Origin of the sequence: Roseivirga spongicola, from assembly GCF_001592965.1 — a bacterium.
In the GTDB taxonomy this organism is placed as follows: Bacteria; Bacteroidota; Bacteroidia; order Cytophagales; family Cyclobacteriaceae; genus Roseivirga; species Roseivirga spongicola.
Genome location: NZ_LRPC01000029.1, coordinates 1 through 20397 on the forward strand (window position 1 = coordinate 1; position 20397 = coordinate 20397).

General features: G+C 40.6%; 19 protein-coding genes. 16 read left to right on the forward strand and 3 right to left on the reverse strand.

The window, feature by feature from the left end:
* The 4 genes from AWW68_RS17575 to AWW68_RS17590 form a co-directional block, all read left to right on the forward strand.
* Positions 1–1339: tail fiber domain-containing protein (locus AWW68_RS17575; RefSeq protein ID WP_185101295.1), on the forward strand; the 1339-nt coding region annotated here is incomplete at its 5' end.
* Between the two features lies 1 nt (position 1340).
* Entirely contained in the window at positions 1341–2432 is a 1092-nt protein-coding gene (locus AWW68_RS17580; protein WP_068224287.1) for a gliding motility-associated C-terminal domain-containing protein, read from the forward strand.
* Positions 2432–3418 (forward strand): PorP/SprF family type IX secretion system membrane protein, encoded by a 987-nt coding sequence (locus tag AWW68_RS17585; protein ID WP_068224291.1) that lies wholly within the window; start codon positions 2432–2434, stop codon positions 3416–3418. The genes AWW68_RS17580 and AWW68_RS17585 overlap by 1 nt, the downstream gene beginning before the upstream one ends.
* The gene (locus AWW68_RS17590) at positions 3415–4773 is read left to right on the forward strand and encodes an OmpA family protein (protein WP_068224294.1); all 1359 of its coding nucleotides are present in this window, start codon (positions 3415–3417) and stop codon (positions 4771–4773) included. The genes AWW68_RS17585 and AWW68_RS17590 overlap by 4 nt, the downstream gene beginning before the upstream one ends.
* 3 nt (positions 4774–4776) lie before the next feature.
* Here the strand turns inward: AWW68_RS17590 and AWW68_RS17595 are convergent, their stop codons facing one another.
* The gene (locus AWW68_RS17595) at positions 4777–5772 is read right to left on the reverse strand and encodes a zinc-binding dehydrogenase (RefSeq protein ID WP_068224297.1); all 996 of its coding nucleotides are present in this window, start codon (positions 5770–5772) and stop codon (positions 4777–4779) included.
* Between the two features lie 82 nt (positions 5773–5854).
* The gene (dnaB, locus tag AWW68_RS17600) at positions 5855–7426 is read right to left on the reverse strand and encodes a replicative DNA helicase (RefSeq protein ID WP_068224300.1); all 1572 of its coding nucleotides are present in this window, start codon (positions 7424–7426) and stop codon (positions 5855–5857) included.
* Between the two features lie 207 nt (positions 7427–7633).
* On the opposite strand from dnaB, the gene AWW68_RS17605 reads away from it, so the two are divergent.
* The 7 genes from AWW68_RS17605 (at position 7634) to AWW68_RS17635 (ending at position 14622) form a co-directional block, all read left to right on the forward strand.
* Positions 7634–9004, forward strand: a complete 1371-nt coding sequence (locus tag AWW68_RS17605; RefSeq protein WP_068224303.1) for a UDP-N-acetylmuramate--L-alanine ligase — start codon at positions 7634–7636, stop codon at positions 9002–9004.
* Positions 9004–9807, forward strand: a complete 804-nt coding sequence (locus AWW68_RS17610; RefSeq protein ID WP_068224306.1) for a 3'-5' exonuclease — start codon at positions 9004–9006, stop codon at positions 9805–9807. Before AWW68_RS17605 ends, AWW68_RS17610 begins: the two co-directional genes overlap by 1 nt.
* A 2-nt stretch (positions 9808–9809) precedes the next feature.
* On the forward strand, positions 9810–10337 hold the full coding sequence (locus AWW68_RS17615; protein WP_068224309.1) for a hypothetical protein: 528 nt from the start codon (positions 9810–9812) through the stop codon (positions 10335–10337).
* A gap of 176 nt (positions 10338–10513) precedes the next feature.
* Positions 10514–11458, forward strand: coding sequence for a calcium/sodium antiporter (locus tag AWW68_RS17620; protein ID WP_068224312.1), 945 nt, complete (start codon positions 10514–10516; stop codon positions 11456–11458).
* Positions 11459–11740: 282 nt separating this feature from the next.
* The gene (locus AWW68_RS17625; RefSeq protein WP_068224317.1) at positions 11741–12436 is read left to right on the forward strand and encodes a hypothetical protein; all 696 of its coding nucleotides are present in this window, start codon (positions 11741–11743) and stop codon (positions 12434–12436) included.
* A 201-nt stretch (positions 12437–12637) separates the two neighbouring features.
* A complete protein-coding gene (locus AWW68_RS17630; protein ID WP_157717713.1) occupies positions 12638–13246 on the forward strand; it encodes a hypothetical protein in 609 nt (202 codons plus the stop codon).
* Between the two features lie 434 nt (positions 13247–13680).
* On the forward strand, positions 13681–14622 hold the full coding sequence (locus tag AWW68_RS17635) for a hypothetical protein (protein ID WP_068224324.1): 942 nt from the start codon (positions 13681–13683) through the stop codon (positions 14620–14622).
* 42 nt (positions 14623–14664) lie between these two features.
* Here the strand turns inward: AWW68_RS17635 and AWW68_RS17640 are convergent, their stop codons facing one another.
* Positions 14665–15489 (reverse strand): M48 family metallopeptidase, encoded by an 825-nt coding sequence (locus AWW68_RS17640; RefSeq protein WP_068224326.1) that lies wholly within the window; start codon positions 15487–15489, stop codon positions 14665–14667.
* Positions 15490–15586: 97 nt separating this feature from the next.
* On the opposite strand from AWW68_RS17640, the gene AWW68_RS17645 reads away from it, so the two are divergent.
* From AWW68_RS17645 to AWW68_RS17665, 5 genes are read left to right on the forward strand one after another with little or no spacing between them, the layout of a single operon-like run.
* Positions 15587–16195, forward strand: a complete 609-nt coding sequence (locus tag AWW68_RS17645) for a fumarylacetoacetate hydrolase family protein (RefSeq protein ID WP_068224332.1) — start codon at positions 15587–15589, stop codon at positions 16193–16195.
* 31 nt (positions 16196–16226) lie between these two features.
* Positions 16227–18089, forward strand: coding sequence for a M23 family metallopeptidase (locus AWW68_RS20370; protein WP_068224337.1), 1863 nt, complete (start codon positions 16227–16229; stop codon positions 18087–18089).
* 3 nt (positions 18090–18092) lie between these two features.
* The gene (gene bcp, locus AWW68_RS17655; RefSeq protein ID WP_068224346.1) at positions 18093–18542 is read left to right on the forward strand and encodes a thioredoxin-dependent thiol peroxidase; all 450 of its coding nucleotides are present in this window, start codon (positions 18093–18095) and stop codon (positions 18540–18542) included.
* Between the two features lie 28 nt (positions 18543–18570).
* The gene (locus AWW68_RS17660; RefSeq protein ID WP_068224351.1) at positions 18571–19419 is read left to right on the forward strand and encodes a transketolase; all 849 of its coding nucleotides are present in this window, start codon (positions 18571–18573) and stop codon (positions 19417–19419) included.
* A gap of 9 nt (positions 19420–19428) precedes the next feature.
* Positions 19429–20382, forward strand: a complete 954-nt coding sequence (locus AWW68_RS17665) for a transketolase family protein (protein WP_068224353.1) — start codon at positions 19429–19431, stop codon at positions 20380–20382.
* Positions 20383–20397: the final 15 nt, after the last annotated feature.

Here is a 20397-nt window from a genome sequence, read left to right on the forward strand (position 1 = left end):
GGTTTGGAGTGCCGGAACTTCCCTCATTGGCCCTGCGGGAGCCGATGGTGCGGACGGAACTGACGGAACTAATGGTATAGACGGAACCAACGGAGCAGATGGCCAAGACGGCAACACTGTGCTTAGCGGTAGCTCTAACCCAACCAACGCCACAGGCAATACTGGAGACTTCTACTACAACTTCAACACCTTTACCTTTTTTGGACCAAAAACTGGCACTGGTTGGCCTGCTGGAGTTGTCTTAAAAGGAACTGGGATTTCCTCCACGTTAGACAATCCTGATGGTTCTTTAACCTTCAACTTCACTGACGGCACAAGTTTTACATCTCAGCCAGATGGAGACTTCAGTGACACTAATGAACTAATAACATCACTTAGCTTATCTGGCTCAAGCTTACAAATTAGAGAAGGCGGTATAAATCGTTCAGTAGACCTCTCCTCTATCGGTACTTCATCAGAAATAACCGACACCGACAATAACACACTCATTACTGTAGACAACAGCGGAGCCAATGATGATATCATCAGGTTCAGCATACAGGGCAATGAAACCATGCGACTAAGAAACAGAACTCTCGAACTTCTAGCGAATAGTGGGTCGACCTTTATTGGTGAAAGCGCAGGCATAAGTAGTTCTGGAGCTGGAAATGTAGGCTTAGGTTCAGAGACAATGCTTAACAATTCTTCAGGAAGATTCAACGTTGCAGTGGGTTACCGCGCACTAAGGCAAAACGCTACTGGACAGGGAAATGTGGCCATTGGCTATAACGCAGGATTCAACGAAACTGGGAGCAACAAACTCTACATTGCCAATTCAAACACAAACACACCACTAATTTGGGGCGATTTTCAAGCTGGAGTAGCTAACATTAACGGAAAGCTAGGAGTTGGTGTGGCTAATCCAGCCGCTATGACCAACGAGCTAGAAGTCAATGGACATGCTACCGTAATTACACTTACAGAAACTTCTGATCAACGATTCAAGAAGAATATCCTTCCCTTGGAAAACAGTCTGAGCAAGCTACTTTCTCTCCGTGGAGTAAGTTACCAATGGAGGATTGATGACTTCCCTAATAGGCGATTCAAAGAAGGCTCTAACATTGGCCTTATTGCTCAGGAAGTACAGCAACTTTTCCCTGAACTGGTTTCAACCAATAGTGAAGGTTTCCTGAGTGTATCTTACTCAGGCCTCTCTCCCATCATTATTGAAGCCATGAAGGAGCAACAAAAACTGATTGAAGATTTACAATCTGAGCTTAAAGAAGCAGACAACAGATACAAAGCCCTTTTGGAAAGAATCTCATCCATTGAACAAGCCTTAAAAAAACAAGATCGATAAAATGCGTTTTGCCCTACTATATGGTCTGTTAATCTGGCTTCCGCAAAACTTAGCGGCTCAGGGGCAATTAGCCATTTCTGAAGGAACATTTTTTCAAAGTTTCGATAACGTTTCACTCAATATAGATGATACCGAATTGCTTACAGATGGAGAGTTAATAGGAACCAATTCCAATATTTTCATCTCTTCCAACTTCGCTCAGACCAATTTGGGAGGCGAAGGAAATAACCATTTTGGCCGACTTTACCTCTACTCTCCGAATGGAGAATTCCTTCTGGTCAACTCAATAGAAATCAATGATTTATTGGAATTAAATAAATCTAGCCTAAACCTAGGCTCAGCAGATTTAATCTTCCCGAGTGAAGGTGGCTATTTAGAGGGCGAAACGAATGAATTCAGGGTTTACAGCAAAAATGGAGGTAAAATCATCAAAACAACCACTTTAAATAAACCACAAAATGTTAGCCCCGGAAACCTAGGTTTTATCATAAGCAGCAACGAAAATCTAGGTCTAACCGAAATCTATAGAACTCACTCTTCCACCACCCTACCGTCTGGCGAAGGCATCTCTAAAACCTTTGAATTATACACCGATATAAACCCATCATCTCCTTTGAATATCAGTATTTCCTACTTCGATACTGAGGCTAAAAACATGGACTATGAGCCTCAAATTTGGATGCTTGAAAACACAGGCGAATGGACCCACGTGCGCACTTCTTCCGAAAGAAACAGTGACACTCAAAGCAATAGAGTAAGTGCAAACATATCTGAGCCCACCTTAACCTATACAGTGGGTCCAGAAAAGGTCTACCCAGTAGATATCTCTTCCATTCCAACAGCCTTTACACCTAATGGCGATGGCACCAATGACACCTTCCTCATCCCATTCATCGATGAGGATTTCAATGGCAGGGTAACCATCATTAGCAGATGGGGCGATGTAATTTACTCCAGCGACAATTACTATTACGCACCATGGGATGGGCATTACAAAGGCAAGCTAATGCCTACAGCCACCTACTATTATGTAGTGAGTTTTGGAAGCGATCAGCGAAACGAAATCAAGGGTAACATTTCAATTGTCAGGTAATGAAAGGACACACCATACTCTTGTTGTCTCTTTTTTGTTGCTCTTTACAGGCGCAACAACTCTCTCAATTCAGTCAATACCTAGATAATAATTATCTAATTAATCCGGCAGCCACAGACCTTCAAAACAACATCAAATTCGGCATGGGCTTCAGGCAACAATGGGGCGATATTCCTGGCAACCCGAGAACTCTCTACCTCACAGCATATGCCCCTATTTCAAAGCCAGAAGAGTCTCAGTATATGAGAGCATCCATGAGGATGAACGGCCAAATACAATCTAGACCCCGTAATGAACTAAAAAAGTCGAGCATTAGCCATGTTTTAGGTACTGTAATAATGAGCGATGACTTCGGATTATTCAACAAAACCACGGTACACTTCAGCTATGGAATACACCTGCCACTGACCAAAAAACTGAGCGTTTCTGCAGCGCCAAAAATTGGGGTAGTGAACCTTAACCTAAATGATGATTTATGGGTGCTTGATAAAAATGACGACCCGTTTAAGCACTTTCTAAGCGCTTACAGTTCAAAAACCCTTTTAGACATTGGCTTTGGCCTTTGGCTTTACTCTGACAAATTTTTCATGGGATACTCCCTTGAACAAATGGGTGGAAAAAACCCAGATCAGCTAGGCGAAACTACAGGTTACGAATCTGTAGCCCATCACTTTATGTCATTAGGGTATTCTTTTAGCATCAACCCTTACTTGCGAATTGTACCAAGTAGTATGATTAGATACTCTCCTACCGGACCTATCAGTATTGATTACAGCTTAAGATTTGAATACCAAAGTAGAATATGGTTAGGGCTTTCTTTAAGAAAATCCAACGCCCTAGTAGGCATTTTTGGGCTTTTCCTGAACTCCAACATTAGGTTCAATTACACCTATGACCATGGCATGGGCTCTGGTGATAGAGATGGACTCAATGCCCACGAGTTTTCTCTTAATCTCAGTGCATTCCAAAACCTCTACAAAGAATGAAAACTGCACAACTTATTATATTAATCCTCCTGACCTACGGAACAGCAAATCCATTGTTGGGTCAGCATTTCAATACGTATAGTTTCGATCGGCCTGTACCAGTAAAGCCTGTCAACTCGGTAGAAGAGGAAGAAGCCGCTCCACTAATTAGTCCCAAAGGAGATAGAATATATTTTACCCGAACCGCCAACGTAGTTCAATTCGACAAAAAGGTCAGCATTCATGAAATATGGTTTTCTGACTTTTTGGAAGAAGGTTGGACCAAGGCTGTCAAGGCGTTTCATCCACTCAACGATAACCAGAACACCGCTGTAATTGGCTTTAAAAATAATGGACTATACCTGTTTGGTGATTATTCAGGTGGCTTCAAAAACAAGAATGGAGCTTCTGAAACACATATTGAAAATGGTGCTTACACCAAACCACAATCATTAGAAATCCCCGACCTGAAGATCAAAGGTGGCTATTACGGCTTAAGCATGCACAGCTCAGAAAAAATTCTCTTGGTCTCTAAAGGAGACTCAGGTAACGAAGACCTATTTGTGACCCTATTGACACCAGAAGGCCAATGGTCTGAGTTGATAAACCTTGGCCCAACCATCAATAGCAAAGGCTATGAAATTGCTCCATTTTTATCATACGACTCTATTCACCTGTTTTTTAGCCGAGGCAACCAGACCAAAGACGCAGACATATATGTTTCAAAAAGGTTAGATGACACTTGGAGAAACTGGACTGAGCCAGAGCGCCTACCTGAACCAATCAACTCAAACTTGTTCGATGCCTATTTTTCAATAAGCTCAGACAGCACGGTTCTTTTCTCTAGTGATAGAATGGGTTCAAATGATATTTATAAATCCAAATTGAGGGTATTCAAAAATCTACCAGAAGAAGTTGAAATAAGCAGTATTGAACCCATCGCACTGACAGAAGAAGAACCTATAGAGCAAAAACTTGAATTAACAGCGATTACAGAAACTACTCAACATATACCAGAACTACAAAACAAGAGCAGTGCTGATGGCTATGCTTTCTTCGACTTTAATAAATCTACCCTGACCAACACAGCTAAGACAAAACTCAACGCTATTCTAGAAAGACTAAAATCTGACCCAAGCTTAAATATCGAATTGGTAGGTCATGCTGATTATATTGATGAAGAGGACTTCAACCAACAATTGTCGGAAAAGAGAGCAGCATCGGCAGCTAAATACCTTACCTCTAATGGCATAGCAAGTCACAGAATCACAACCTCAGGATTTGGCGAACTACTTCCTATTTCCAACAATGAATCTGATATAGGCAGAAGGCTTAATAGAAGGGTAGAAATTTATTTTATAAGTCAATCACAATAAGGATCAATCAAGGGTTAAAACCAACTTCCCAAATTGCTTACCTGCCTTCATTTCATCAAATGCTGAGATAGCCTCATCAAATGGTCTAGCAGAATCTATTATGGGCCTAAGCTGATGTTTATTGATGAAATCAACCATCTGTACAAACTCCTCATCATTACCCATGGTACTCCCCTGAAGAGTGATCTGATTCCAAAACATTCTATGCAAGTCTAGCTTTGAAGGTACTCCTGTTGTTGCACCGTAGAATACTATTCTTCCAGCAGGCTTCATTAACTTAATGAAGTCATTGAGTTGATCTCCACCTGCGCTATCCACTACCAAATCGAAACCTCTAACAGCCTTTGCTTCTTTTATCCAGTTTTCAGATCTGTAGTTGAACCCGCCTTTAGCGCCTAATGACTTACACTGCTCAATCTTTTCTTCACTACTAGAAGTAACCCAAACATTGGCTCCGGCATGTTGAGCAAAAAGAAAGGCAAACTGAGCCACTCCTCCTCCTACACCAGAGATTAAGACATTCTTACCTTCTTGGCATTGGCCATGAAAAAACGTTGCTCGAAAAGCAGTTAGCCCTCCTAAAGGCAAGGCCGATGCTTCTTGAAATGAAAGGTGATCAGGTTTTTGGACTAATCTATCGGCTTCGATTAAAACGTATTCTGCTAAAGTGCCATCTTTTGGCATACCAAACACCTGATATTCTGCCGACTGAACTGCTAGGTTTGGCCCCCAATTTCTATTAGGGTTAATGATTACTTCCTTGCTTAACCATTCCACATCTACGTCTTCTCCAACTGATGTAACCACTCCTGCTCCATCAGAACCAAGTGTAGTTCCGAACTTAATTCCAGGATACATTCCTTCTCGAATCCACTGGTCGCGGTGATTTAAAGAAGCTGCTTTAAGCTTCACCAGAACCTCACCGGCTTTGGGTTCAGGAATGGGTTTATCTATAAACTGAAGGGGTTCTTTTTGGTCTGTAATGCAAAGTGCTTTCATAGGTTCTCAAAGTTAAAGAAATTAGGTTGTGGGTTAAACTAAATTAACCGAACATGAATTTCTTTACTCGCACCCTAAGCTGTTAGAAAGGAGCTTCCTCATCGTTAGTAGGCAAATTAGGCTTATCACCACTATTGGCCTTACTTTGGAAAGTCATAGTATTTCCGCCTCCCGACTCAAAATTACTTCCTCCTCCTGAAGGGAAGGTATTTCCGTAAGTTGCGGTACCGCCATAATTCATATCTAGATCACAGAATTTGGTGTACTGACCAATAAACTTCAACTGTACATTTTCTAATGAACCATTTCTGTGCTTGGCAATAATCACCTCACCAGTTCCTTGAGTTGGCATGCCACTTTCATCTTCCGTAATACCATAGTACTCAGGTCGATAAAGGAACATTACCATATCGGCATCCTGCTCAATTGAACCGGATTCCCTGAGGTCGGAAAGCTGGGGACGCTTATCTCCGCCTCGGGTTTCTACGGCACGGCTTAACTGCGAAAGTGCAATTACGGGAACGTTAAGTTCCTTAGCCAAGTTCTTCAAAGCTCTGGAGATTGACGCGATTTCCTGTTCACGGTTACCGCTTCCTCCTCCACTTTTTGAAGAGTCGCCCGACATCAGCTGGAGGTAATCAATTACCACTAGCTGAATATCGTGCTGTTGTTTCAACCTTCGGCATTTCGCCCTCAATTCGAGGATTGAAAGACCTGGGGTATCATCTATAAATATGGGGGCTTTAGTCAAATTAGCCGTTTTGTGCACCAACTGAGCCCATTCGTGCTCGGCTAGTGTACCTTTCTTAATCTTTTCACTACCTAGTTCAGCTTCTGCAGAAATCAATCTGTTAACCAACTGAACCGATGACATCTCTAGCGAGAATATGGCGCAACCCTGTCCGTGATCTACTGCCGCATTTCTCAAGGCTGAAACCACAAAGGCAGTTTTACCCATACCCGGACGAGCCGCGATAATAACCAAGTCAGATCGTTGCCATCCAGAAGTCACTCTATCTAGAGCAGTAAAGCCTGAAGGCACACCTGTTAGACCATCTTGATGGTCTTTTCTCGCCTGAATTTCTTCTAGGGCTGTGGCCATAATGTTCTTCATGCTGTCATACTCCTTACGAATATTCGCTTCAGAAACCTCAAAGAGCGACTGCTCCATGCGGTCTAACAACTGAAAAACATCGGTAGTATCTTCATAGGCATCTTTCTGAATCTCAGAAGAGATTCTAATGAGCTCACGCTTAATCGATTGTTCAACAATAATTCTGGCGTGGTACTCAATATTGGCTGCCGAAGAAACTCGGTTGGTAAGTTGAGTAATGTAGTAAGGACCACCTGCTATCTCCAGCTTACCTGCCTTTCTTAAATGACTGGTTACTGTTAAAATATCGATAGGCTCTGAGGCCTGGAAAAGATCATAAATAGCCTGATAAATTTCTTTATGGCTGTCTTTGTAAAAAGAGTTTGGACTAAGAATATCAATTACATTGGTAAGCGCATCTTTTTCCAACATCAACGCACCCAAAACCGCCTCTTCCAAGTCCGTTGCCTGAGGTGGTAGTTTACCCAATTGGGCTCCTTCCACAGACATGTTTTTAGACTTGTATCCGAGTCGAAGTGCTGCTGATTTCCCTTTTTCCATTTTACAAAACTATCTCTATCAACCTCATAAATTCAAGCAGATGAGCACCTTTATTTTTCAACCATCTCATAGACAGTGATTAAACATTGGCAATCAACTTTTTGGCAGTTGTCCACATCATTATCCACTTTTACCAACAAGGAGCGTTCAACATTTGAACGACCCGTCATTTCCTTTATTTTTGAATCGTTCTTCAGAATATAATTCATGCTAAAAAATCAGAAAATTCACTTTATCGCTATTGGCGGAAGTGTAATGCACAACTTGGCTATTTGCCTTAAACTTCTTGATAATCAAGTAACTGGATCGGACGATATGTTCTTCGACCCATCAAAATCCAACCTAAAAAGACATGGCCTACTACCAGACAATGAAGGTTGGCATCCAGAGCGAGTGCATAGCCAACTTGACTATGTAATACTTGGCATGCATGCTAAAAATGACAACCCTGAATTACTCAAGGCCAAGGACTTAGGATTGAAGATTTACTCCTTCCCTGAGTTTATCCACGAGGTTTCAAAAGAGAAAATCAGATTGGTGGTAGCAGGTTCCCATGGCAAAACCAGCATCACCTCAATGATTCTTCACGTGCTCAATAAGGCTGGAAAATCGTTCGATTATCTAGTGGGTGCCCAACTAGAAGGCTTCGATACTATGGTGAAGATTTCCGATGCACCTATGATGATCATTGAAGGCGATGAATACACCACAAGCCCGCTAGACCTAACCCCAAAATTCTTACACTACAACCATCATTTTGCTTGTATTACCGGCATAGCATGGGACCACTTCAATGTATTCCCTACCCTAGATATTTATGAAGAACAATTCCTAAAGTTCATCAACCAAACGCCTAATAACGGTAAGGTCTTTTATGCCGAAGTAGATCAGGCACTTTGTAAGATTGTAGAACGTGCCGAACCCAACGAGGAGCAACTCATTCCGTACAACGCGTTCGAATCGAAAATTGAAGACAATCAGACCATTGTACTTTGGGAAGGAAGAGAAATTCCACTTCAAGTTTTCGGAGATCATAACCTCCAGAACCTCAATGCTGCCAGGCTACTATTGAACCAAGTTGGCATTTCGGACGATGAGTTCTTCGAACATATTCAGTCTTTCACAGGTGCTTCAAAAAGACTTGAGTTGATCGGTCAAAATGACTTTTCTACCATTTACAAAGACTTTGCACATGCGCCATCTAAGCTAAAGGCTACTTCTGAGGCTGTAACCAAGCAATTCAAAGACAGAAAACTAACTTCAGTACTTGAGTTGCATACTTTTAGTAGCCTCAATAAGCAATTCATTCATCAATATGAGGGCTGTTATGACCTACCCCAGCAGGCCATAGTGTTTATCAACCCTGAAGCGGTAAAAGCCAAAAAGTTGGAAATGATTTCTGAAGATGAACTGGTTGACGCTTTCAAGCGCAAGGATCTCAAATTATTTACCGATGCGGAGAAGCTTGAGCAGTTTATTCTGAGCCAAGACTGGAATAATAGAAACCTTCTTTTGATGAGCTCAGGAAATTTCGGAGGTTTGGACATAGAAAAAATCAAAGACACAATTCTTAGCTAATGCAACTCAACCTTAAAAACCCGCTGGTATTTTTTGACCTTGAAACTACCGGAATCAACATTGCTCAAGATCGAATCGTAGAACTGGCCTTTTTAAAGGTGATGCCTAATGGCGAAACGGAGAAGAAAGTGCACTTGGTGAACCCAACCATTCCAATCCCTGAAGAATCTGCCATGATTCACGGCATTAGAGATGAAGATGTAGCTGATAAACCCACCTTCAAAGAACTAGCAAAAAACCTAGCTAAGTTCCTCGAAGGCTGCGATTTAGGCGGATTCAATATTGTTCGATTTGACGTTCCGCTTTTAGTGGAAGAATTTTTAAGAGCTGGGGTAGATTTTGAAGTAAGCCAACGCAAGTTGATCGATGCGCAGAAGGTATTCTTCCTGATGGAACAACGCACGCTGACAGCCGCTTATAAGTTCTATTGCGGAAAAGAATTGGAAGGTGCTCATGGTGCTGAAGCCGATAACGATGCCACTTACGAAGTATTCAAAGCGCAAATTGAGAAATACAATGGCCAAGCGGTGACTGATGCTTCAGGTAGAGACTTGGGTAAAATTGAAAATAACATGGCTTCTATTCATCATTTGGTGGCCAGTAACATGGTAGATTTGGCGGGAAGAATGGTTTTCAATGACAAAGGCGTTGAAGTATTCAACTTTGGTAAGAACAAAGGCAAACCAGTGGCAGATGTACTCAAAAGAGAACCAGGTTATTACGACTGGATGATGCAAGGCGACTTCCCTCTGGACACTAAGCGCAAACTGACTCAAATTAAGTTGAGAGGTTTTCAGATGTAATTATGAAAAGGTACTTATTTACATTTTTTGCTCTTTTAGTAATGACTGTGCTTTGGAGCAACAACCTCAATGCTCAAACAAAAGAATATAAATCCAAGACTGGGAAGTTCAGTTTCAAATACTTTGAAGATTGGAGTATAGAGGAAAGCGATGGAAGAGTAACTATATTTGCTCCAAAAGATGGCTCCAGGGATATACACAGGGAGAATTGGGGTATATCTATGGCTCCTGCCAACTATTTAAGTCTTGAAGAATGTTACAAAAAATATATTCTAGATGCATTCCCGGATACTTTCAACAAGTTTAAGATAATTGATGAAGGTAATGACGACCATAATGGCATTCCCAGTCAATGGATCAAATATTCTTTCCAAGAGAATGATCAAGAAATTTCGAATCTTACGACTTTGCTGGTCCATAAGGACCAACTCTTTATTCTAATTGGCTATTCGCTCTCCGATGATTTTAATTCAAAATATGCAAAGCTATTTTCTGATATGATGATCACATTTAGAGTACATAAGGATTAACTCAAAAAACCTCATAGTCAACGGTATTTAGGGTGGTCACATTTTCGACTCAATGGCGGTTGCGGGCTTTCTGGCTTCCAGCCCCCGTCTTCGGTCTTCCGTCCTCCCTCTTTGACCCGAACATTAAACATCTCCCTATTCCGTGACCTCTTTGCAGCTTTCCGTCTAAGGAGCAAATGCTTTCACAAATACTATTAATCCTCCTTGGGTTTGGTTTACTAATTAAAGGAGCAGACTGGTTGGTCTCTGGTGCTACAAAACTTGCCAAGAAGTATGGCATTTCCGATTTGGCCATTGGCCTCACCATAGTAGCCTTTGGCACTTCGGCCCCTGAGCTAATTGTCAATGCGGTGGCCTCATATCAAGGCCATGCAGAAATCGTATTTGGCAACATTATAGGTAGCAATAATTTCAACCTGTTTGTTATTCTAGGTATTGTGGGAATCATCTCTCCTATTGCCGTACAATCTAGCACCATTTGGAAGGAAATCCCCTTATCATTCATAGCTGCAGGGCTATTACTAATTCTCGCCAATACTTGGTTGTTTGGAAGCACTGCAGAGATCAGTAGACTAGAAGCTACAGCATTAATCGCCATTTTTGGTGCTTTCCTATTCTATGTTTTCAAACAGATGAAAACCGATGAGACTACAAGCCATGTTCAACCAATTGGAAGTTTTAAATGGGTTTGGCTACTAATTTTAGCAGGACTTGCCGGCCTAATTATCGGTGGAAAGCTTGTTGTAGATCAAGCCACGCTCTTGGCACAAAGTTTTGGAATTAGCGAAAGAGTGATTGGCCTTACCATTGTGGCTGCAGGCACATCTTTACCGGAGTTAGTAACCTCTGTTGTGGCAGCCTTTAAAAGGAACAGCGATATAGCCATAGGTAACGTTATAGGCTCCAATATTTTCAATATCCTTTTAATCCTTTCAATTAGTGGCCTTATAAGACCAATTCCTTATGACCACGCATTTAACCGAGAAATCTACGTCTTATTAATTGGTACAATTTTTCTTTTTACTGCCATGTTTTCGGGAGGAAAGAAGAAACTCGATAGATGGGAAGCCGCTATACTTCTTATAAGCTTTATCGGCTACTCTGTTTGGCTGATTGGATAAAACGACAACCATTCACCTGAGGTAAAATTAAGGCTATTGGGTATATCTTCTTAATGATCAATTTGAAGCTATTGTTGAAGTGCTCAAGTGGGGAAACCCTGGAAAGAAACCGAGATATACCTCGCGACAAATCTTGGCGAGAGACAAGCCAACTGATGCTTTATAAAGTTAGAAAGCCTTAGATTTATTGCTTGGTAAAAACTTAAAAAGCACGGATAGCATGCTATATTGGATGGCTAGCGCTTACTTTTATAAGCGTTAGCATACGTTGGTTTTAATTGAATGAAAGAATTAGATAGAAATCAAATTATATGGAGGTATATGAGCTTAGATAAGTTTATAGACTTTCTCTTGAATAAAAGATTGATTTTTAGTCCAATTGAAATAATGTCTGACCAAAACGAGGTTAGGTGGATTCTAGACACGATAGATGATAGCAATGAAAATCATCGTGAGGGAGTTGAAAAATTTGTTGAATCTCATTTGAAAAACAACTTTATCAGCTGTTGGACTAAAAATCCCGATGAAAAAATTTCTCTTTGGAGACATTACCTTGGTAAAGATGGAATTGGAGTCGCAATTCAGTCTACGGTGGATAGCATTTATAAACACGTAAATTGGGATGAAAAATCTTTTTCTATCCACGAAGTGATCTATAAAAAAGAACTAAAGTTTGAGGATATCGAAAAAGGTCAACTCAACTTTACTAAGAGCATAGCCTATAAAGACGAAGAAGAATTGAGAATTTTCACCCACTTCAACTTCATGAAATTTGATGAGGAAAAGAGACAACCTGTTTTCTTCAAACCTCCTAATCTTATGTCGATTGAAATTGATTTAGAAAATTTTATAGATAGTATTATGATTTCACCATTCTGTGCGAATTGGCAAATTGATGTTATCAAGCAATTGACTAAGGAAATTGCCCCAAGTCTTTCCGGAAAATTCATTACATCAATGATTAAAGAAAAAAACTAAAGCCAACAAAACCTATACGCAATAGCACCCTACGGTATGCTACTGCGCATACCCAAACCGTTGTGAGCAATTACAAAAATGAAAATAATTCAGTACATATTTTTAATCGGACTACTGTCAAGTTGTAAGTCTCATAGCAAAAATGATAGTACTAAATCAACTCAAAACATTCAAAATTCATCAATTGAAAATCAAGAGAGTATGACCATAGAAGCCCAAATTAAAGTATTTAAGACTTTAGGGTATGAATTCTCTAACGGAGTGACTAAAGATTTGATATTACGAGATGTCTATGAAATGACTTGGGAAGAAGAAACGGAGAAGCACCTTGAACAAAACCCTTATTCAGTTTTATATTATTTCTATGGCTGGCGAGACTCTCAAGTTGAAGGGTACAACTATACAGATGACTGTATCTGGTTTGACTTAGAATTTTTTGACCATAATTCACAATATAAATGGTTCATGGAAAGAATGGGAACAATAACACATGGTGAAATTGAATTCTCTGAAATAACAATTGAGACTGATTCTGAAAACTGGGAATGGATTTCTTTCAAAGTGAACGGGCAACCAAAAAAGTGGAAACTTGAAAAAACTGGATATATAGCCGACCACTTTGTCCAAAGGTTTTCATATCTACCAAAGGAGTTAAATACAAAAGGTAAATACACATACTACGATAATGGTGGTCAGCAATGGGTAATTGATTATGCTACAGAAAAAGAGCAATCAATCTTTAACGAAAAAACTGGATTGAACAGAGAATGGTTAGGAGATGGAGATCACTTCAGCGAACCAAGAGATTAAAAAACTACCTACAACACGGTATATAACAAATAGTGCGTTCGGTGATTCACGAAAGTTCGGTGCTATTTACTGACACCGCCAAATCGTTGATTTGGCTTTTAAGAATGAATAAATTAAAAACAAAATAAAACGTTTGACTCAGTGCAAACTTGAGAGTTTATCGCTTTCTTCTGCCCTACTTACCATACACAAAACCGTTAATCAAACTTCCTACTTCTCGCTCTATTACCTCATCACACTCCTCTCATAGAACTCTAAAGCCTCAGAATTCAGATCGTCTTTTAGTTAACCCCATTTTACTGTCATTTTATGCCAATGACAGCGGTTATTTTAGTAAGCTGAAAGCCTAAGGAACTAATCACTAAGCTGAAAAGTTGGTCAATAAAATCTAAAATACTCATAACTCACATTATCTAAACAACACCTCTACATTCATGAACAAAGCACTAAGAATTTTAAAGAAGGCCGTACTATGGACTCTCGCTTTTATACTATTGCTCGTTGTTACTGGTTTGGTCTATCTATATGTTCTACCAAAAGGACCAGAAGTAACTGAGCAAACTGAGTTAAGCACTGGAAAAGGTTCTTTTGTTATGTATGCTTATGAAAACAGTAAGCGAAAATCAATTAGAGTATGGACCTACAAACCAGCAAACTGGAAAGACCAAGATAAAATTGTCTTTGTAATGCATGGTGGCGGTAGAAACGCAGATGACTACCGAGATGCCTGGGTTGAATTAGCTGAGGATAACAACTTGCTTATTATTGCGCCTGAGTTTGAGAATAAATTCTCCCACCTTACCACTAACGATTATCAAGAGGGCAACCTCTTCACCTTTTTCAAAACGAAAAACTCGAAAAGCCAATGGGCATATACGGTAGTTGAAAACATTTTTGACCATATCAAGTCGGTCAATAGCATTACGAACGAGCAGTACGATATTTTCGGTCATTCAGCTGGCGGGCAGTTCGTTCACCGAATGATCATGCTTATGCCCGAATCGCGAATTGGAACAGCGGTAGCAGCGAACGCTGGTTTTTACAGCTTTCCAGATGAAACACTTCAATTTCCTTATGGACTCAAAAATACGGAGGTGAAACTCCAGCCAAACGTCAAACAGGCTTACAATAAAAGACTAGTGGTACTTTTGGGCGAAATGGATAACGACCCAAGTTTAGGAACCTTTAGAACTACTAAGCTGGCCATGGAGCAAGGAAAGCATAGGCTCGAACGTGGCTCTAACTTTTTCCGTGCCAATAAGAGCTTGAGCGAAAAGAATGATTGGTCATTCAACTGGTCAATCGACACAGTAAAGAATGTAGGGCACGATTATCGGAAAATGTCTGAAAATTCAGTGAAGTGGATCAATCACTAAAGTTATTCAGTGATTGATCCATTTTCCAGATCTGAACTTAATTTATCTCATTTTGCTGTTCTGGTAATACTCTACAGCTTTGGCCATTTGAGCATTGAGATCACTAATTCTTGTTGAGTGAGAAGGGTGAGTAGAAAGAAACTCTGGTGGTGCTCCACCGCCATTGCTAGACATTCTTTGCCAGAACTTTGGAGCCTCTCTTGGGTCGTAACCAGCAATAGCCATAAAGATCAACCCTAGTTCATCAGCTTCCGACTCATGTTTACGTGAGAAAGCTAGCATTCCCAACTGAGAGCCTAAGCCAACTGCCTGAAATACCAGTTGCTGAGCCATGGTTGGGTCCTGCCCTAATGCTACAGAGCCTAGCGAAAGCCCTATTTGTTGGGCATAGGCTGTGTTCATACGCTCTTGGCCATGTTTTGCCACAGCGTGAGCTACCTCGTGCCCCATTACAACAGCTACTCCAAGTTCATCTTGGCATACTGGCAAAATACCAGTGTAGAAGGCTACTTTCCCTCCGGGCATAGCCCATGCATTTATCATAGTATCATTCTCGATCAGATTAAACTCCCAATCGAAACCATCTAAAAGGCTACTCTGGCCATTATTACTCAAATACTCTTCAATAGCATCCTTAATTCTGAACCCCACTCGCCTAACCATGGCGGTTTGTTCTTCATTATTAGATATTCTAACCGAATCTATAACATCTCTATAAGCTTCGGCACTCATGGCCACCACCTGCTGGTCTCCAATAAGGCCTGTTAGTTGAGATCTACCAGTAATAGGTACTGTAGTACATGCCCAAACGGCAACCGCTGAAAGAAAAATGAGAAGCGCAACGCGCCATTTATATATTGTTTTCATGCTTGTTCTTAACTTTATCTTATCAATTGAAACAGAGGTCCGTTGAAATTTGTTGTGAATTTAAGGTCCTTTAAGCTTCCGATACTAAAACTACTCTATGAAAATTATTGCTATTGGCAGAAATTACGCTGCCCATATTGCCGAACTCAACAATGAGAAACCCGCTCAGCCAGTTGTATTCATGAAGCCAGACACGGCTATTCTTAGAAACAACGCACCATTTTACTATCCTGAATTCTCAAAAGACATTCACTTTGAGGTAGAAATCCTCTTAAAAATCAATAGAGAAGGCAAGTATATCGACCAAAAATTTGCTCATAAGTACTACGAAGAAATTGGCATTGGAGTAGATTTTACGGCAAGAGATTTGCAAAGTCAGTGTAAAGAAAAGGGCCTACCATGGGAAATTGCCAAAGGATTTAATGGCTCTGCTCCTATATCGGGATTCAAGCCTAAAACAGCATATGACTTGAATAATTTAAACTTTTCGTTAAAGCAAAATGGTGAACTAAAGCAAGAAGGAAACACAAGCCTAATGCTCTTTTCTTTCGATGAAATCGTGGCTTACGTTTCGCAGTACTTTACTTTAAAGAAAGGCGATATTATATTCACAGGTACACCAGCGGGTGTTGGTTCGGTAGCCATAGGAGATAAATTGGAGGCGTATATTGAAGAAGAAAAACTATTGGAATTTGAGATTAAGTAGAAAGAGTTCAATCTGGTTTTTGCTCGTTTTAATGTCTGCTTCGCTGCAGGCTCAGTACGACAATATTGACAAAGATTATTACAGTTTCCCTATTCAACCTGAAAGCGAGAATTTTCTCAGTGGCAATATGGGTGAACTTAGGTCTAGTCATTTTCATGCTGGGCTAGACATCAAAACTAATGGTGTAGAAGGTCTTGAAGTGTACTCCGCTGCCGATGGTTACGTAAGCCGAATTAGAGTAGGAACTGGTGGCTATGGCAATTGCATCTACATTCAACACCCTAATGGTACTTCAACAGTTTATGCGCATTTAAAAAACTTCAATGAGGTTTTAGCCCAATACACGCTAGAAGAGCAGTATAAACGAAAATCATTCGCTGTTAATATTTTCCCAAAGAGAAACGAATTGCCTGTGAAAAAAGGCGAGGTTATCGGCTTAAGCGGAAACAGTGGTTCTTCAACTGGCCCACATCTTCACTTTGAAATCAGAAGTAGCGACCATAAAGTGTTAGACCCACTTAGAATTGGTTTTAACCAGGTGAAAGATAACATTCCTCCTGCTCTGGAAAGACTTGCCGTAAAAAGCATGGACATTCATGCAAGAGTTAACGATCAATTTGGTCGCTTTGAATTCGACATTAGAAGGAAAAATTCTGATGGATTAAACACAGACACTATTGCCGTTAACGGCAAGGTTGGCTTAGAACTTTATGCTTATGATCAACTGAATGGGGCTCCCAACAAAAACGGGGTTCCTTTATTCGATGTCTTTGTGGACGATGAGCTTTACTTCAGCCAAAACATTGATAGCATAGATTTTTCTCTTCAGAAAAACATACTCATTCACACCAACTATCAGGCTACTTTAGAAACCAGAAAGCGCTTCAGCAAGCTCTATATAGACGATGGCAACCCACTCAATTTCTACGGAAAAAAGAAGAACAGCGGCCTCATTAATATCAAACCAAATGAAGTAAAGCATATTCGCATTGAGGCAAGAGATGCTTATGGTAACCAAACAACGGTGAACTTTGTGCTAAAGGGAAAAGAGAAAATTGCTTGTATATCCGAGCCTATAGAGGTAAAAAAAGACAGCTATACGCTCGATAACACCTTAATGCTCTTTCAGCCTAGAGATTCTACAAACAACAAAATCACAGTTTATAATAAAGAAGGTTCAAAGATTTATGAACCAGCCTATTTCAACGATGAGAACAACGTTTACCTAATCGACTTAAGAAATACACTGCCTAGAGAAGTGGTTTATGCCGATGGTAGCGAACAGCATCTACTCTATTCAGATCGAGTACCTGCGGCTAGTGAGCACTCTTTCCTTGCAGACACGTACTCTTTAAAGTTTTCGAAAACCACATTATTCGACACCATCTATTTCCGAGCAAGACATTATGTAGATGAGCAGTCTAAACGAGACGTTTTTGAAATATCAGAAAACATTTACCCATTGAAAGGTGGCATAACCGCTCAGCTCCAATTATTGGGCGAATATGATTCTCTAGACCAGTATCATCTATATGCGGTAAACAACTCCAGATTCCCCTCATTTGTGGGTGGATCTATTGAGAACGGAAAGCTTAACTTCAGCCTGTACAGTTTTGGAAAGTATACTCTTCTGAAAGACCTTAAGCCACCGACAATTAAAAAAAGAAGTGTTCAGAATAATATTATTAGTGTAACTATTAGTGATGAACTTTCAGGGATTAATAACTTTGAAGCCAAGCTAAATGGTGAGTGGTTGCTCATGAATTATGAGCCAAAAAGGAACCTACTCTGGTCTGAAAGACTTGATAAAAACAAACCATTAAAAGGACAGTTTGAATTGAAAGTGGCAGACAATGCCGGAAATGAATCAATTCTAAAACTAAATATTGAATAAAGCATGAGCTTAAAAGAAGGAGACAAAGCACCAGCCTTTGAAGGAATAGACCAAGATGGTAATCCGATTAAACTATCAGATTTTTCAGGTAAAAAACTAGTTCTGTATTTTTACCCTAAAGACAATACTCCTGGTTGTACAGCACAAGCTTGTAATCTCAGAGATAATTATCAGGCACTCTTAGATGCTGGCTATGCCGTAGTGGGAATCAGCTCTGATTCACCAAAGAAACACACTAACTTTATCAATAAATTCGAGCTACCTTTCCCTCTTATTGCAGATGAAGACAAAAGTATTCACGAGCAATTCGGAACTTGGGTAGAGAAGCAAATGTATGGTAGAAATTATATGGGTACTGCCCGAACTACTTTCATCATAGATGAAAATGGCGTTATTGAAGAAATCATCTCAAAGGTGAAGACTAAAGAGCACGCCAATCAGATTATTAAATAGTATTCAACAACCATAAACTTATTTTAAGGTGAGCAAATCAAACATTGAAGAACTTGAGCGCATAGCTTCTCAGGTTAGAAGAGACATCGTGCGAATGGTGCATGGTGCAAGCTCAGGTCACCCAGGTGGCTCTTTGGGCTGTGCCGACTTTTTAGTAGCACTATATTTTAACGCTATGAACCGCAAAGATGGCTTCGACATGGACGGAAAAAACGAAGATCTATTCTTCCTTTCTAACGGTCACATCTCTCCGGTTTGGTATAGTGTATTAGCTCGAGCAGGATATTTCGATGTAAATGAGCTTGCTACCTTTAGAAAAATCGATTCGCGTCTTCAAGGCCACCCTGCCACAGAAGAAGGCTTGCCAGGTATTCGTGTGGCCTCTGGTTCTTTAGGACAAGGGCTTTCAGTAGCCTGTGGTGCCGCTCAGGCCAAAAAGTTGAATAAAGAAGACAACTTGGTATTCGCACTAATGGGCGATGGCGAATTGGAAGAAGGTCAGGTATGGGAAGCAGCTATGTATGCGGCCCATCATAAAATTGACAACCTAATTGCTACGGTAGATTTAAACGGCCAACAGATTGATGGCCCTACTGAAGAGGTAATGTCATTAGGCGATCTTAGAGCCAAATGGGAAGCATTCGGTTGGCATGTAATTGAGAGCAAAGGAAACGACATGGATAGCTTGGTTGCGAGCTTGGAAGAAGCTAGGTCATTGACTGGCCAAGGCAAACCAATCATGAACCTTATGCATACTGAAATGGGCTATGGAGTAGACTTTATGGTTGGTACTCACAAATGGCATGGCGTTGCTCCAAACGATGAGCAATTGGCCTCTGCCCTATCTCAATTGGAAGAAACTTTAGGCGATTACTAATTCAACATCATGGCAAAATTCACTTATACAAAAACACAAGACACTAGATCTGGCTTTGGTGCTGGTTTGGCAGAATTGGGCAGAACTAACCCTGATGTTGTAGCACTTTGTGCCGACTTAGTAGGCTCGCTTAAAATGCAAGACTTCATCAATGAAAATCCTGATAGATTCTTTCAGGTTGGTATTGCTGAAGCGAACATGATGGGCCTTGCAGCAGGTATGACTATCGGTGGAAAAATTCCATTCACTGGAACATTCGCCAACTTCTCTACAGGTAGAGTTTACGACCAAATCCGACAGTCTATCGCTTATTCTGGCAAAAACGTAAAAATTTGTGCTTCGCACGCTGGTCTTACACTAGGAGAAGATGGTGCTACACACCAAATTCTGGAAGACATTGGCATGATGAAGATGCTACCTCATATGACTGTTATTAATCCGTGCGATTATAATCAGACTAAGGCAGCTACTTTGGCTATTGCAGAACATGACGGACCGGTTTACCTTCGTTTTGGTAGACCAAAGGTGCCAATTTTCACTCCTGAAGATCAAAAGTTCAAGATTGGCAAAGCCCTTCACCTTATTGAAGGTTCTGACGTTACCATTTTCGCTACAGGTCATTTAGTTTGGGAGGCTATTTTAGCAGAAGAGGCTTTAGAAAAAGAAGGCATCAGTGCAGAAGTAATCAATATTCATACGATTAAACCTCTAGACGTAGAAGCTATTTTAAAGTCAGTAGCCAAAACCGGTTGTGTAGTAACAGCCGAGGAGCATCAAATGAATGGTGGCTTGGGAGACAGCGTAGCTCAAACCTTAGCACTTAACCATCCGGCACCACTAGAAATGGTGGCAGTGAACGACTCTTTTGGAGAAAGCGGTATTCCTGATGAATTGATGAAAAAGTATGGAATAGACGCTGAAAACATTGTAAAAGCAGCGAAAAGAGTGATAAAGAGAAAGTAATCTCACTAAATCACA